This window comes from Bacillus sp. C30 (assembly GCF_040838255.1).
Classification (GTDB): Bacteria; Bacillota; Bacilli; order Bacillales; family Bacillaceae_G; genus Bacillus_A; species Bacillus_A mycoides.
Genome location: NZ_JBFPJH010000082.1, coordinates 1 through 13,275, shown reverse-complemented (window position 1 = coordinate 13,275; position 13,275 = coordinate 1). Strand labels below are relative to the sequence as shown.

At 37.9% G+C, this 13,275-nt stretch carries 14 protein-coding genes and 1 pseudogene; 8 read left to right on the top strand and 7 right to left on the bottom strand.

The window, feature by feature from the left end:
- Positions 1–107 precede the first annotated feature (107 nt).
- The 8 genes and pseudogenes from AB3X49_RS10635 to AB3X49_RS10600 form a co-directional block, all read left to right on the top strand.
- A pseudogene (locus AB3X49_RS10635) lies at positions 108–185 on the top strand (RNA-guided endonuclease TnpB family protein); the annotation flags it as partial.
- Positions 186–234: 49 nt separating this feature from the next.
- Positions 235–816, top strand: coding sequence for a competence protein ComK (locus AB3X49_RS10630; protein ID WP_002011279.1), 582 nt, complete (start codon positions 235–237; stop codon positions 814–816).
- A 316-nt stretch (positions 817–1,132) separates the two neighbouring features.
- On the top strand, positions 1,133–1,726 hold the full coding sequence (locus tag AB3X49_RS10625; protein ID WP_002011278.1) for a TVP38/TMEM64 family protein: 594 nt from the start codon (positions 1,133–1,135) through the stop codon (positions 1,724–1,726).
- A 56-nt stretch (positions 1,727–1,782) separates the two neighbouring features.
- Positions 1,783–2,346, top strand: a complete 564-nt coding sequence (lepB, locus tag AB3X49_RS10620; protein ID WP_002011277.1) for a signal peptidase I — start codon at positions 1,783–1,785, stop codon at positions 2,344–2,346.
- Between the two features lie 117 nt (positions 2,347–2,463).
- A complete protein-coding gene (gene addB, locus AB3X49_RS10615; protein ID WP_367961933.1) occupies positions 2,464–5,979 on the top strand; it encodes a helicase-exonuclease AddAB subunit AddB in 3,516 nt (1,171 codons plus the stop codon).
- Positions 5,976–9,701 (top strand): helicase-exonuclease AddAB subunit AddA, encoded by a 3,726-nt coding sequence (gene addA / locus AB3X49_RS10610; protein ID WP_367961931.1) that lies wholly within the window; start codon positions 5,976–5,978, stop codon positions 9,699–9,701. The genes addB and addA overlap by 4 nt, the downstream gene beginning before the upstream one ends.
- A gap of 23 nt (positions 9,702–9,724) precedes the next feature.
- Entirely contained in the window at positions 9,725–10,003 is a 279-nt protein-coding gene (locus AB3X49_RS10605) for an RNA polymerase alpha subunit C-terminal domain-containing protein (RefSeq protein WP_367961929.1), read from the top strand.
- Positions 10,004–10,195: 192 nt separating this feature from the next.
- Positions 10,196–10,903, top strand: a complete 708-nt coding sequence (locus AB3X49_RS10600) for a DNA alkylation repair protein (protein ID WP_002087039.1) — start codon at positions 10,196–10,198, stop codon at positions 10,901–10,903.
- A gap of 55 nt (positions 10,904–10,958) precedes the next feature.
- Here AB3X49_RS10600 and gerPF read toward each other — a convergent pair whose 3' ends face one another.
- From gerPF to AB3X49_RS10565, 7 genes are all read right to left on the bottom strand, one after another.
- Entirely contained in the window at positions 10,959–11,174 is a 216-nt protein-coding gene (gene gerPF, locus AB3X49_RS10595; protein WP_001141570.1) for a spore germination protein GerPF, read from the bottom strand.
- Positions 11,175–11,216: 42 nt separating this feature from the next.
- Positions 11,217–11,603, bottom strand: a complete 387-nt coding sequence (locus tag AB3X49_RS10590) for a spore germination protein GerPE (RefSeq protein ID WP_367961926.1) — start codon at positions 11,601–11,603, stop codon at positions 11,217–11,219.
- Positions 11,604–11,617: 14 nt separating this feature from the next.
- Positions 11,618–11,812 carry a spore germination protein GerPD gene (gene gerPD, locus AB3X49_RS10585; protein WP_001052805.1) on the bottom strand — a complete coding sequence of 65 codons (195 nt, stop codon included), beginning with the start codon at positions 11,810–11,812 and terminating at the stop codon, positions 11,618–11,620.
- A 6-nt stretch (positions 11,813–11,818) separates the two neighbouring features.
- Positions 11,819–12,433, bottom strand: coding sequence for a spore germination protein GerPC (locus AB3X49_RS10580; RefSeq protein WP_367961923.1), 615 nt, complete (start codon positions 12,431–12,433; stop codon positions 11,819–11,821).
- 67 nt (positions 12,434–12,500) lie between these two features.
- Entirely contained in the window at positions 12,501–12,707 is a 207-nt protein-coding gene (gerPB, locus tag AB3X49_RS10575) for a spore germination protein GerPB (RefSeq protein ID WP_001012513.1), read from the bottom strand.
- Positions 12,708–12,721: 14 nt separating this feature from the next.
- Positions 12,722–12,943, bottom strand: coding sequence for a spore germination protein GerPA (gene gerPA, locus AB3X49_RS10570; protein WP_001111190.1), 222 nt, complete (start codon positions 12,941–12,943; stop codon positions 12,722–12,724).
- Positions 12,944–13,039: 96 nt separating this feature from the next.
- Entirely contained in the window at positions 13,040–13,219 is a 180-nt protein-coding gene (locus AB3X49_RS10565) for an aspartyl-phosphate phosphatase Spo0E family protein (RefSeq protein ID WP_002087032.1), read from the bottom strand.
- Between the last annotated feature and the right edge of the window lie 56 nt (positions 13,220–13,275).

Below are 13,275 nucleotides of genomic sequence, written 5' to 3'. Positions count from 1 at the left end.
ATTATAAGTATTTGTAAAGAATCGCAGAATGTAAACCATTTCCTTTTCGTAGGTGCTACTATAAAAGGGAAATGAAGAAGGGAAATTAAATAGCAATCGAAAATTAAAAAAAGAGAGGTGAAAAATCTGTTACTAACAAAAGAGCGAGTATAGATAAAAATATTCTTGGCGTGCAAAAACTACATACTCTAAGGATATACATTTGCCTATATTTGTAGTAGCAGACAGTAGACTATGGAAAGTAAAGTAGAACGTTATGTCGAAAACTATGTTGTAAGCAAAAATACAATGGCCTTACTTCCTGTTGTTCTAGGAGAAAAGAAAGTTGTTACGCGAATTGTTGAAATGGAAGATTCTTTTTTCGTATTTCAAAAGCCTCTTGATATTATAGAGAGAAGTTGCCGGAAGCATGGTTCTAGTTTCTTTGGAAGAAAAGAAGGAACGAAGGAGTTAACTCGTATTACACATAAAGCTCCTATCGCAATTAGCCCGACAGATCAACTTTATTTTTTCCCTACGTATTCTTATTCTCGAAAAGAGTGTGCGTGGTTGTCTCATTTTCATATTGAAGATAATAAAGAATTAAAAGATGGAAATCTTATTATTAGATTTATAAATGGTTTCGCTGTGAAACTAGAAATGTCAAAAAGTAGCTTTGAAAATCAGCAAAATCGTACAGCGAAATTACGGACAGAGTATGAAGATCGTAAGAAAAAACAAGGAAATCCTTGCTTTAAAGAGATTGATAAAAATGAAGAATCTAAATTAACACCAGCATATGAGAAAGTGTATTTTGTGAAGGAAGGCGAAGTGTGAGAGGGAAAGGATGGGGAGACTCATCCTTTTTATTTGTCTGTTTTTGTCGGAAAGTCGATAAAAATCAAATTGTGGTCGATGTATTCAGAAAATTACCGAAAAAATCATCAAAAAATATTGTTCCTCAAACAACCAAACGTACAACAAACCTTGTCGAATATTGAAAGATTATCATAGCATAATAATGAAGGAATTCTAGCGAATGATATGGAAACTTTAATAAATACATCTCCATATGTCGTATCTACCATTTCCTCTTTCATTTAAGCGATGATACAGTAGAGGTAGTAATTAGAGTAAAGGGGTAAAGTGTAGAATGGATTTTCAAACAATCAAAGAGTATTTTTCACCAGAAAATATGGATCATATTGTTGAAAGTTATCGTGCGTTCGGACCGCTTCTCGGTATTGGCTTACCGATGATAGAGGCGCTTATTCCGGCATTGCCACTCATTGTGTTTGTGTTGGCGAATGCTGTTGCATTTGGTTTTTGGTTCGGTTTTCTTTATTCATGGATTGGGTCAGTAATTGGTGCAATGCTTGTATTTTTCATTATTCGTAGCTTTGGAAGAAGTCGTTTCTTTTCTTTTGTAAATAAGCATGAGAGAGTGCGAAAAGCGATGGGATGGATTGAAAGAAAAGGGTTCGCGCCAATCTTTGTTATATTTTGTTTTCCGTTCACACCATCTGCGCTTATAAACGTTGTAGCTGGTTTATCTCGCATTAGCGTAAAACAGTTTGGACTAGCATTAGCATTTGGAAAGCTTGTTATGATCTTTATTTTAACGTATATCGGTCATGATTTAGTGTCATTTATTCATAAGCCGGTGAAATCGGTTATTGTGGGCGTTGTTATTTTTATTTTATGGTATGTCGGTAAAAAAATTGAAGTAAAGTTAGAACTACATTAGGAAAAGTCTTCTTTGTAAAGATAAGCTTCATCATTAAAGGGCGAGGGGAGAAGCGAATGAAGAAAACTTTGAAAAAAGAAGGGCTAGAGTGGGTAAGAACAATTTTAATTGGTGTACTATTAGCTGTATTTTTTCGAACGTTTTTCTTTTCAACGTACGTTGTAGAGGGGAAGTCAATGATGCCGACATTGCAAGATGGAAATATGCTCGTTGTGAATAAGGTGAGTTATCAAGTAGGGGACTTGAATCGATTTGATGTCGTCGTTTTTCATGCGAATAAAAAAGAGGACTATGTAAAGCGAATTATCGGTTTACCTGGGGATCATATCGAATATAAGCATGATAAATTATATATAAACGGACAATTCGTGGATGAACCTTATTTAGAGACGTATAAGAAAGAGACAAATGGACGGCAATTAACAGGCGATTTTAAACTAGAAGAGTTAACGAAAGAAAAGTTTGTACCACCCGGTTCTATTTTTGTAGTTGGTGACAACCGCCTTGGTAGCTGGGATAGTAGGCACTTCGGTTTTGTGAAAGCTGATACAGTTGTCGGTAAAGTTGATTTACGATATTGGCCGATTCAAGAGGTACAAACGAACTTTTCAAAAGGCTGATATAATAAAATGAAGTATAAGGAAAAGACAAACGAGTATGTTTGTCTTTTTTATCGTCCTATAATACAATTGTGATAGCAAACTAACGTTCGTTATGTAAGTGAAAGGTGGGGTTTCATGTCACTTCGATTTGTGATTGGTAGAGCTGGAAGTGGAAAAAGTACACTTTGTTTACACGAAGTGCAAGAAGAGTTAAAACAGCGCCCAAGAGGGAAAACAATATTATATCTTGTGCCAGAACAGATGACATTCCAAACGCAGCAGGCGTTAATTGGGAGCGAAGATGTAAGAGGTTCTATTCGGGCACAAGTTTTTAGTTTTTCGCGATTAGCGTGGAAGGTGCTGCAAGAAGTTGGCGGAGCGAGTCGTCTTCATATTGATGAAGCGGGTGTACATATGTTGCTTCGTAAAATTGTAGAATCTCGTAAAGATGGACTATCTGTGTTTCAAAAAGCAGCGGAGCAAAACGGTTTCTTTGAACATCTTGGTAGTATGATTGCTGAGTTTAAACGTTACAATGTGACGCCGTCTAACGTATATGAAATGTGGCAACAATTAGACACGCATAGCAGTAGTGCAGAGCAAAAGCTACTAGCGAATAAAGTGTATGATTTACAGTTACTATATGATGATTTTGAACGTGCTTTAATCGGAAAGTATTTAGATTCAGAAGACTACTTACAATTATTAATTGAGAAGCTTTCAGACTCTGAGTATGTAAAAGGCGCGGAAATTTATATAGATGGATTCCATTCATTTTCTCCTCAAGAGCTAGAAATCGTTAGAGGGCTAATGAGATTAGGAACAAGAGTAACAATAACATTAACGATAGATGAAAAAACGTTAGCGCAGCCAGTGAATGAACTAGATTTATTTTATGAAACGACATTAACGTATGAAAAAATAAAACAAGTAGCGCGTGAAGAGAAAATAGAAATTGAAAAAACAATTCCACTTATGGAACAACCGCGTTTTCATTCTCCAGCATTAGCTCATTTAGAAACGCATTATGAAGCGCGTCCGAATGAAAAGTATCACGGTGAAGCGAGTGTAACAATTAGTACAGCAGCTAATTTACGAGCTGAAGTAGAAGGTGTAGCTCGTGAAATTAGAAGACTTGTGGCGGATGAAGACTATCGTTACCGAGATATCGCAGTCCTTCTTCGTAACGGAGAAAGTTATTACGACGTAATGCGAACGTTATTTACGGATTATAATATCCCGCATTTCATCGATGAAAAACGCCCAATGTCACATCATCCGCTAGTAGAATGTATTCGTTCTGCACTCGAGATTATTAGCGGGAATTGGCGTTATGATGCAGTATTCCGCTGCGTGAAAACAGAGCTTTTATATCCATTAGATGTAAGAAAAGAAGCGATGCGCGAAGAGATGGATGAGTTTGAAAACTACTGTTTAGCGTACGGTGTACAAGGGAAGAGATGGACTTCTGAAGATCCGTGGATGTATCGTCGTTATCGTTCTCTTGATGATGCGAGCGAAATGATAACAGACAGTGAGCGTGAAATGGAAGAGAAAATAAATCGACTTCGCGACGTTGTAAGAACGCCAGTTATTCGTATGCAAAAAAGACTGAAGCGTGCTGGAACAGTTATGCAAATGTGCGAAGCGGTATATTTATTTTTAGAGGAGCTTGACGTTCCGAAAAAACTAGAAGAATTACGTGTTCGTGCAGAAGAAAATGGAGATTTCTTATTTGCGACAGACCATGAGCAAGTATGGGAAGAAGTGATGAATCTTCTTGATACGTTCGTTGAGATGCTTGGCGAAGAGAAGATGTCCCTTTCAATGTTTACGGAGGTTATGTCGACAGGTCTTGAGGCACTTCAATTTGCGAACATTCCGCCGTCACTAGATCAAGTGTTAGTTGCTAACATTGATCATTCTAGATTATCAGATATTAAAGCGACGTTCATTATTGGAGTAAATGAAGGAGTGATTCCAGCAGCGCCTATGGATGAAGGTATGCTTTCTGATGAGGAAAGAAATGTTCTCACCGCTGCAGGTATCGAATTAGCACCAACGACGAGACAAACTTTATTAGAAGAACAGTTCGTTATGTATCAAATGGTGACGAGAGCATCTGAGAAGTTATACATTTCCTGTCCGCTTGCGGATGAAGAAGGAAAGGCGTTACTTGCTTCTAGTTTTATTAAAAAAATAAAAAGAATGTTCCTTGATGTGAAAGAATCGTTTATTACGAATGATGTAAATGACTTATCGCGTTCGGAACAAATCTCATATGTAGCAACGCCAGAAGTAACGTTGTCTTATGTCATGCAGCAACTGCAAACGTGGAAGCGATACGGATTTGAAGGGAATTTAGACTTTTGGTGGGACGTATATAACTTCTACGTTACTTCAGATGAATGGAAGCAAAAAAGTAGCCGTGTGTTATCAAGTTTATTCTACCGAAATCGTGCACAGAAACTAAGTACAGATGTAAGTAGGGATTTATATGGAGATACAATTAAGGGAAGCGTTTCTCGTATGGAACTATTTAATCGCTGTGCGTACGCTCATTTTGCCCAGCACGGTTTATCGCTAAGAGAGCGTGATATTTTCAAACTTGATGCGCCAGATATCGGTGAATTATTCCATGCAGCGCTGAAGAGAATTGCAGACAAGCTATTACGGGAAAATCGGACTTGGGCGGATTTATCAATAAAAGAGTGTGAACACCTTTCTGCTTTAGTAATAGAAGAAATTGCACCGTTATTACAAAGACAAATTTTATTAAGTTCGAACCGTCATTTCTATTTAAAGCAAAAACTACAACAAATCATTTTCCGTACGTCACTTATTCTTCGTGAACATGCGAAGTCGAGTGGATTTGTACCAGTTGATTTAGAAGTACCGTTCGGTATGGGCGGGACTGGATCTCTTCCGCCAATGGAATTTGCGTTGCCAAATGGTGTGAAGATGGAAGTAGTTGGCCGTATTGACCGTGTTGATAAGGCGGAAGATGAGAGTGGTACGTTCCTTCGTATTATTGATTATAAATCAAGTTCGAAAGCGTTAGATTTAACAGAAGTGTATTACGGACTCGCACTTCAAATGTTAACGTATTTAGATGTTGTTACTTCAAATGCACATACGTGGATGAAAAAGGGCAATACTGCATCACCGGCGGGTGTATTGTATTTCCATATTCATAACCCGATTGTTGAGATGAAAGGCGATGCATCTGAAGAAGAAATTGAGAAAGAAATTTTAAAGAAATTTAAAATGAAAGGTCTCGTACTAGGAGATGCTGACGTTGTGCGTTTAATGGATAATAAACTTTCAACAGGAAGCTCTGATATTATTTCTGCTGGTCTGAAAAAAGATGGTAGTTTTAGTGCGCGTTCTAGCATTGCAAGTGAACAAGAGTTTAACGTACTTCAAAAATATGTACACCACTCGTTTGAAAATATCGGAAAAGACATTACAGAAGGTGTTATCGATATTGCTCCTTACAAAAAGGGGAATAAAGCGGCATGTACGTTCTGTAACTTCAAATCTGTTTGTCAATTTGATGAATCACTTGAAGATAACCAATTCCGTACGTTAAAAGATATGAAAGATAGCGAAGCGATGGAGAAAATTAGAGAGGAGGTTGGCGGAGAATGATAGAAAATTGGCCTCAGAAACTAGAAGGTAGTCAATGGACAGATGACCAGTGGAAAGCGGTTGTAGCGAACGGACGTGATATTTTAGTCGCAGCGGCAGCTGGATCAGGGAAAACAGCGGTATTAGTTGAACGTATTATTAAAAAGATTATAAGTGAGGAAAATCCAGTCGATGTCGACCGCCTGCTCGTTGTAACATTTACGAATGCAGCAGCGCAAGAAATGAAAAATCGAATTGGGGAAGCGTTAGAAAAAGTATTAATTGATGGGCCAGGTTCACAGCATATAAGAAAGCAGCTTAGCTTATTAAATAAAGCTTCCATTTCTACAATTCATTCATTTTGTTTACAAGTTATTAGAGGATATTATTACATGCTTGATGTCGATCCTCGTTTTCGTATTGCGAACCAAACAGAAAATGAGTTATTAAAAGAAGAAGTGCTAGATGACATATTAGAAGAAGAATATGGAATCGAAGATAATAGTATTTTCTTTGAACTAGTTGATCGTTATACGAGTGACCGTAGTGACGATGACTTACAACGAATGATTTTAGCGCTTCATACAGAATCAAGAGCGCATCCAAACCCGGAGAAGTGGCTTGATAAATTAGTAGAAGCATACGACGTTGAAGGAAAGACGATTGAAGATTTAGTGTATGCTTCTTACTTATTAGAAGATGTAAAATTCCAGCTTGAAACAGCGGAAAAGCATATTCGTAAGGCGACTGAACTCGCAATGCTTCCTGATGGTCCAGCGCCTCGCATTGAAACTTTACAAGCGGATTTAGCTTTACTTGGAACGTTATCCTCAGCAGCTCGTGGATCGTGGACAAGCGTTTATGAAGCGATGCAAAATGTATCGTGGCAAACGTTAAAGCGTATTAAAAAAAGTGATTACAACGAAGATGTTGTAAAACAAGTAGATTCTCTTCGTAATAAAGCGAAAGATGAAGTGAAGAAATTACAAGAAGAGCTATTTAGCCGCAGACCCGAAAGTTTCTTACGAGATTTTCAAGATATGCATCCTGTATTAGAAAAACTCGTGAAGCTTGTAAAAGTATTTACAAATCGTTTTCAAGCGATTAAGCGAGATAAAGGGATGGTCGATTTCACAGATTTAGAGCATTTCTGTTTGCAAATTTTAAGCGAGCAAAGTGAAGACGGTGAAATGAAGCCGTCAGCAGTAGCACTTCAATATCGTAATAAATTTGCTGAAGTACTAGTTGATGAATATCAAGATACGAACTTCGTACAGGAATCAATTATTAAATTCGTAACGAAAGATTCTGAGAGTGAAGGAAACTTGTTCATGGTTGGTGACGTAAAACAGTCAATCTATCGTTTCCGACTAGCAGAGCCTGGTTTATTCTTAGGAAAATATAAACGTTTCACACAAGAAGGATCGGGCGGCGGAATGAAGATTGACTTAGCGAAAAACTTCCGTAGCCGTCATGAAGTGCTAGCAGGTACGAACTTTATTTTCAAACAAATTATGGGCGAAGAAGTCGGAGAAATCGATTATGATGCTGACGCTGAATTAAAGCTAGGTGCTAGCTATCCAGAAGGTGAAGATGTAGCGGCAGAGCTATTATGTATTCAGCAAACTGAGGAAGAAGTGCAAGACGGAGAAGAAGGTGCAGAAGTAGAAAAAGCACAGCTTGAAGCTCGTCTTATGGCGCAGCGTATTAAAGCAATGGTCGATTCAGGCTATGAAGTGTATGATCGTAAAACTGATAGTATGCGCCCAGTGCAATATCGTGATTTCGTTATTTTACTTCGCTCCATGCCGTGGGCACCGCAAATTATGGAAGAGTTAAAGCTACAAGGAATTCCAGTATATGCTGACCTTGCGACTGGTTACTTTGAAGCGACAGAAGTAAATATTATGATGAACGTATTCCGCGTCATTGATAATCCGATGCAAGATATTCCGCTTGCAGCTGTACTTCGTTCGCCAATCGTTGGACTAAATGACGAAGAACTTGCGACGCTTCGTGCTCATGGAAAGAAAGGCTCGTTTTATGAAGTGATGAGCTCATTCTTAAAGGGAGCGCCGCTTGAAGAAGAACAAGAACTGCATGATAAATTAGAGTGGTTTTATAACTTACTGCAAGGGTGGCGTGAATTTGCGCGTCAACAATCTCTTTCTGATTTAATTTGGAAAGTGTACGGTGAGACAGGCTATTACGACTTTGTCGGCGGTTTACCAGCCGGAAAGCAAAGGCAGGCAAACTTACGCGTACTATATGACCGCGCAAGACAATATGAAGCAACATCGTTTAGAGGATTATTCCGCTTCTTGCGCTTTATTGAGCGTATTTTAGAACGCGGAGATGATATGGGAACGGCGAGAGCCCTCGGAGAACAAGAAGATGTTGTTCGCATTATGACGATTCATAAAAGTAAAGGGCTAGAGTTCCCAGTCGTATTTGTAGCTGGACTTGGTCGCCGTTTTAATACACAAGATTTAATGAAACGTTTCTTACTGCATAAAGACTTCGGTTTCGGTTCACAATTTATCGATCCTCGTAAACGAATTAAATATACGACATTATCGCAACTAGCAATTAAGCGTAAAATGAAAATGGAATTAATCGCGGAAGAAATGCGCGTGTTATACGTAGCGTTAACGCGTGCGAAAGAGAAGTTAATTTTAATTGGAACGGTTAAAGATGCCAATAAAGAAATGGAAAAATGGCTCGATGCAAGGGAGCATAGTGAATGGTTATTACCAGACCATATACGTGCCGGAGCGTCTTGTTATTTAGACTGGATTGCACCTTCCTTATATAGACACCGTGATAGTGAAAGGCTTCTTGAATTAGGACAAGGAAATATTCCAGGCGAAATTTATGAATATAGTGCTAGCTGGAAAGTAGAAGTTGTTGAAGGAAAAGATTTACTTGCACCAGAACCAGTTCAAGAAGAGAAACAAGAGTTATTAGAAGCGCTTCGCGAGAAAAAAGCTGTTCCGTTAGAAAGTGAACGGAAAGAAGAAGTGTACGACAGATTAATGTGGGAATACGGGTATGCGGACGCGACATCTCACCGTGCGAAACAGTCTGTTACAGAAATAAAGAGAAATTATCAATCTGAAGAAGGTAGCGATAACGCCTTTATTAAAAAACTTCGTGCACCAATTAAAACACGTCCGCGCTTTATGGAGAAAAAAGGGCTAACATACGCAGAGCGAGGGACAGCAGTCCATGCCGTTATGCAGCATGTAGATTTGAAGAAACCAATTACGATTGAAGTTCTTCAAGAACAAATTGCAAGAATGGTAAATAAAGAACTATTAACATTTGAACAAGCTGAAGAAATAGCGATTGAAAAGGTAATTTCATTCTTTGACAGTGACTTAGGTAAAAGGGTATTAGCAGCAAAAAGTGTTGAGCGAGAAGTACCATTTACGATGATGCTTTCAGCAGAAGAAGCGTATCAAGATTGGCAAGGGAAGAAAGGCGAATCAATACTTGTCCAAGGGGTTATCGACTGCATGATCGAAGAGGAAGGCGGAATTACTTTAATCGACTTTAAAACAGATACGATTGAAGGAAAGTTCCCAGGCGGATTTGATCAAGCGAAACCAATTTTAGAAGACCGATACAAAGTACAGCTTTCACTATATGCGAAAGCACTCGAGAAAAGCTTAAAACATCCTGTGAAAGAGAAATGTTTATATTTCTTTGATGGAAATCATGTTGTAAATATTGACGAATAGAGCTTAGAAAGAGGTTATGGATTATGGCGACGTTAAGAACTTGTGATCAAGGACATGAGTACTACAAAAGTAGCGATTGTCCAACTTGCCCAACCTGTGAGAAAGAGAGAAAGCCAAAAGAAGGCTTTCTTTCTCTTCTTTCAGCACCAGCAAGGCGAGCGTTAGAGCGCCATGGAATTCATACTTTAGAAGAACTTTCAAAGTATAGTGAAAAAGAAATTTTGAAACTGCACGGTATAGGGCCAGCATCTTTACCTAAATTGAGAGCGGCTTTAGAAGATAAGGGATTATCATTTAAATAAAAAAACTAATCATTAGCGGGGAGTAGCATCTTCATTAATGATTAGTTTTTATAATCGGTATTAATTAGCTAGATAAACGCGTATAACGAAATCCCATTTTGAAAATCGTAAATCGATGGACAAAACGATTTAAAAGATGGATCAAGAATATAAGCGAATTGATTATAATATTAAGGAAGGAAGTGCAACACGATGGATTTTGAAACAGTAATGCAAGAGCTTGAAACTCTCAGTAAGGAACGAACTAAAAAAATATACATATCCAATGGTGCAAAGGAGCCACTTTTTGGCGTAGCTACAGGTGTTATGAAACCAATCGCGAAGAAAATAAAAATCAATCAAAGTTTAGCTGAAGAGCTTTATGCTACAGGTAACTATGATGCGATGTACTTTGCAGGCATTATTGCAGATCCAAAAACTATGAACGAATCGGATTTTGATCGTTGGATGGATGGGGCGTACTTTTATATGCTGTCCGATTATGTGGTGGCAGTAACTTTATCAGAATCAGATTTTGCACAAGACGTTGCTGATAAATGGATTGCAAGTGGTGACGAACTAAGAATGTCAGCGGGATGGAGTTGCTACTGCTGGCTTTTAGGGAATCGAAAAGACCATGAATTTTCCGAAAGTAAGATTACCAATATGCTAGAAGTTGTGAAAAATACAATTCACGATGCGCCAGAACGAACGAAATCCGCTATGAATAATTTTCTAAACACTGTGGGGATTTCATATGTGCCGCTACATGAAAAGGCAGTTGAAACTGCAAAGGAAGTAGGCATAGTGGAGCTAAAACGGGACAACAAAAAAAGCAGTTTTCTAAATGCTTACGAAAGTATTCATAAAGAACTTGATAGAGGAAGACTCGGGTTCAAACGTAAATATGTAAGATGTTAAAATTAAAAGAAACAGCCCTAGCTCTACACAAAATAGAGCTAAAGCTGTTTCTTTTTTACGCTGTTCCAATTTGATCTTGGTCTGCAACGTCCGAATCAAATGTATTTGTTGCGCTAACGCCGCTAAAAGTGTTGACGACAAATCCGACATTGGAAGCCCCGGATCCGTTATAAGCTTTCGTATTTTCTTTCGGAGACACGTTATAAAAATCTCCTAAGTTGAAAGAGCCGTTACTGTTTTGAACGACAAGATTTCCTACAACCGAAGGCATACCATCCACCTACTTTACTAAGCTTTTTAATTACTATATGAATTATTTAGAGGAAGGTTCATCAGTAATAAATTGGCGGATTTGTAGCGTGCGAGAATTATTAAAAACATAGTCAACATTGCCGATTTGGAAGCACGCGGAATTTAAAAGCGTTCGCAAGTGAACATCATTTACTTCAATAAAAGGGCACTCATTTACAATATTTAGTTTTACATCTGTTGTTCGCTTTGGAATTGTAATGTACTCATCTGTAAAGATTTCAAACGCATCAAAACGACCTTCCCCTTTTATATAACAAGGGATTTCTCGGTGAACGATAATCGCTCTATTTTTTAATTCTATTTGATTAGCATCCCCGGCCTGGAAGACGGCTGCAACCCCCATAGAAATGATTGAAACATTTTGTACAACTGAAGTATGACGGAGCATAATTTTTCCTCTCCTCAACCTGGAGTCGGAGGGACATCTGTTACTAATGGTACAAATGGTCCCTCTGTAACGGATTCGAATGGCGTATCAAGAATAGAAGAAAGGATGAGAAGGTTAGCATCTCCAATTAAAAATAATGCGGAAGAAGAAACCCCGTTCATTTTAATCTGCCCTACTTTTAACTCGCGGTTCACAACATTTAAATTCATACATACTTACTCCTTTCGGAAATTGCCTGGTATGTGTTGAATAAAGGAAAGAAAGGCTTTGTCAATATCTTGTTTCATTGCTTGAATAATGACGTCTCGTAAATAATCGGGATCTGAGGAAATACCCTCATATGATTGAACTTGTGATAAATAATACGGAAGTCTATGTTCCATCTGTTTTTTTATGTCATCCACCATCATTTGTCGATACATCTCATCAAGCGGCGTTCTCTCTTCTTGTTCAAAATGGAGAATTCGACTATATGCTTCTTCATCTAAATAGCGATGCATTTCTTGAAGGATACCTTGATAAAAGTCTGGATTTGTTTCTGTTTCAGGATTTACTTTTAATGTTTCTGTATCCGCTTGAAAATCTTCAATTTGTTGCCCCTTTGATGAAAATGGATTCAAGCCAATATTTAAAGTGCCGTTTAAATTTTCTACTTTTAATTGATCAAATTTATATTCCACTTTTCCTATAGAAGAGGAGGGACGACTTTTTAACTCATTAAGCTCTTCTTGTAGTAGGCGAACTTGCTCTTCAAGATTTAGAATAGTTTGCTGCTGTATTTGGAGAGCTTGTTGAAGTTGGTGTAGGTAAGTATATATATCTTGATTCATTTGTGAAACCTCCTTTTCAATAGGGAGGGGAAATATATTCCTGCTATATATTTATGACAAGGATACCTTAAGAAGAACTAGTTGATGGTTTGATGGAAATAATTTGTCCTTTCGCCTGTAATGGACGAAGAGGTTCTGTAAATCCGCCGGAATTTGAGAATTTAGAAAGAGCTTTAATACTACCTGCAGTTCCAATTTGAAAAACGGAAGAGGTCGTAATGCTATCGATTCTAATGCTGTTAATGATGATACTTTGGTTCACATAAAAATTCAATGCAATCGCCCCCTTTAGTTCGAACCAATTATTGCTTGATCAATTACATCTGAATCATTGACGGTCGTTGAGCTTTGATAATTGTAGACAGAGACGTTATCCCCAACATTAAATGAACCGGCTCCGGCAAAAGCGCGTGAATAACTAATAGGCCTAATCGCAAATACATCTCCAATATGAAAAATACCACTTGATCCAATGTTAACGATACGAATATGTCCGACCATAGCTGGCATACAAAACACCTTTCGTTTTTAAAATTTTCTTTTCTACTATTGTATGGGCGTTTTCAATAAAATGTGTATTTTTTCGAAATAAAAGAAACACATACGTTATTGCGTATGTGTTTCGAACATTTGAGTATGTGTGCAATCTGTATGTATAGGCCAAACAACATTTAAGAGCCTGTCCAATTCCTGGCTACAATCTACTGTTTTTTGAGAAGTCATTCCGTAGCGTTCAGCAAAATAGATCATTTTTTCACGTTTTTTTTCGATAGCTTGCTCAAACATTGAAATCGGCTCCATCTCTCAATAAATTTTATGTATATATGTAGTACATATTATAC

Coding starts and splice junctions, on each gene's coding strand:
- AB3X49_RS10630 (WP_002011279.1), top strand. CDS start 235: ATGGAAAGTAAAGTAGAACGTTATGTCGAAAACTATGTTGTAAGCAAA.
- addB (WP_367961933.1), top strand. CDS start 2,464: ATGTCACTTCGATTTGTGATTGGTAGAGCTGGAAGTGGAAAAAGTACA.
- AB3X49_RS10580 (WP_367961923.1), bottom strand. CDS start 12,433: ATGAATCAAGATATATATACTTACCTACACCAACTTCAACAAGCTCTC.
- gerPD (WP_001052805.1), bottom strand. CDS start 11,812: ATGAATTTAAATGTTGTGAACCGCGAGTTAAAAGTAGGGCAGATTAAA.
- AB3X49_RS10600 (WP_002087039.1), top strand. CDS start 10,196: ATGGATTTTGAAACAGTAATGCAAGAGCTTGAAACTCTCAGTAAGGAA.
- addA (WP_367961931.1), top strand. CDS start 5,976: ATGATAGAAAATTGGCCTCAGAAACTAGAAGGTAGTCAATGGACAGAT.
- AB3X49_RS10625 (WP_002011278.1), top strand. CDS start 1,133: ATGGATTTTCAAACAATCAAAGAGTATTTTTCACCAGAAAATATGGAT.
- gerPF (WP_001141570.1), bottom strand. CDS start 11,174: ATGCCTTCGGTTGTAGGAAATCTTGTCGTTCAAAACAGTAACGGCTCT.
- lepB (WP_002011277.1), top strand. CDS start 1,783: ATGAAGAAAACTTTGAAAAAAGAAGGGCTAGAGTGGGTAAGAACAATT.
- AB3X49_RS10565 (WP_002087032.1), bottom strand. CDS start 13,219: ATGTTTGAGCAAGCTATCGAAAAAAAACGTGAAAAAATGATCTATTTT.
- gerPA (WP_001111190.1), bottom strand. CDS start 12,943: ATGCCAGCTATGGTCGGACATATTCGTATCGTTAACATTGGATCAAGT.
- AB3X49_RS10605 (WP_367961929.1), top strand. CDS start 9,725: ATGGCGACGTTAAGAACTTGTGATCAAGGACATGAGTACTACAAAAGT.
- AB3X49_RS10590 (WP_367961926.1), bottom strand. CDS start 11,603: ATGCTCCGTCATACTTCAGTTGTACAAAATGTTTCAATCATTTCTATG.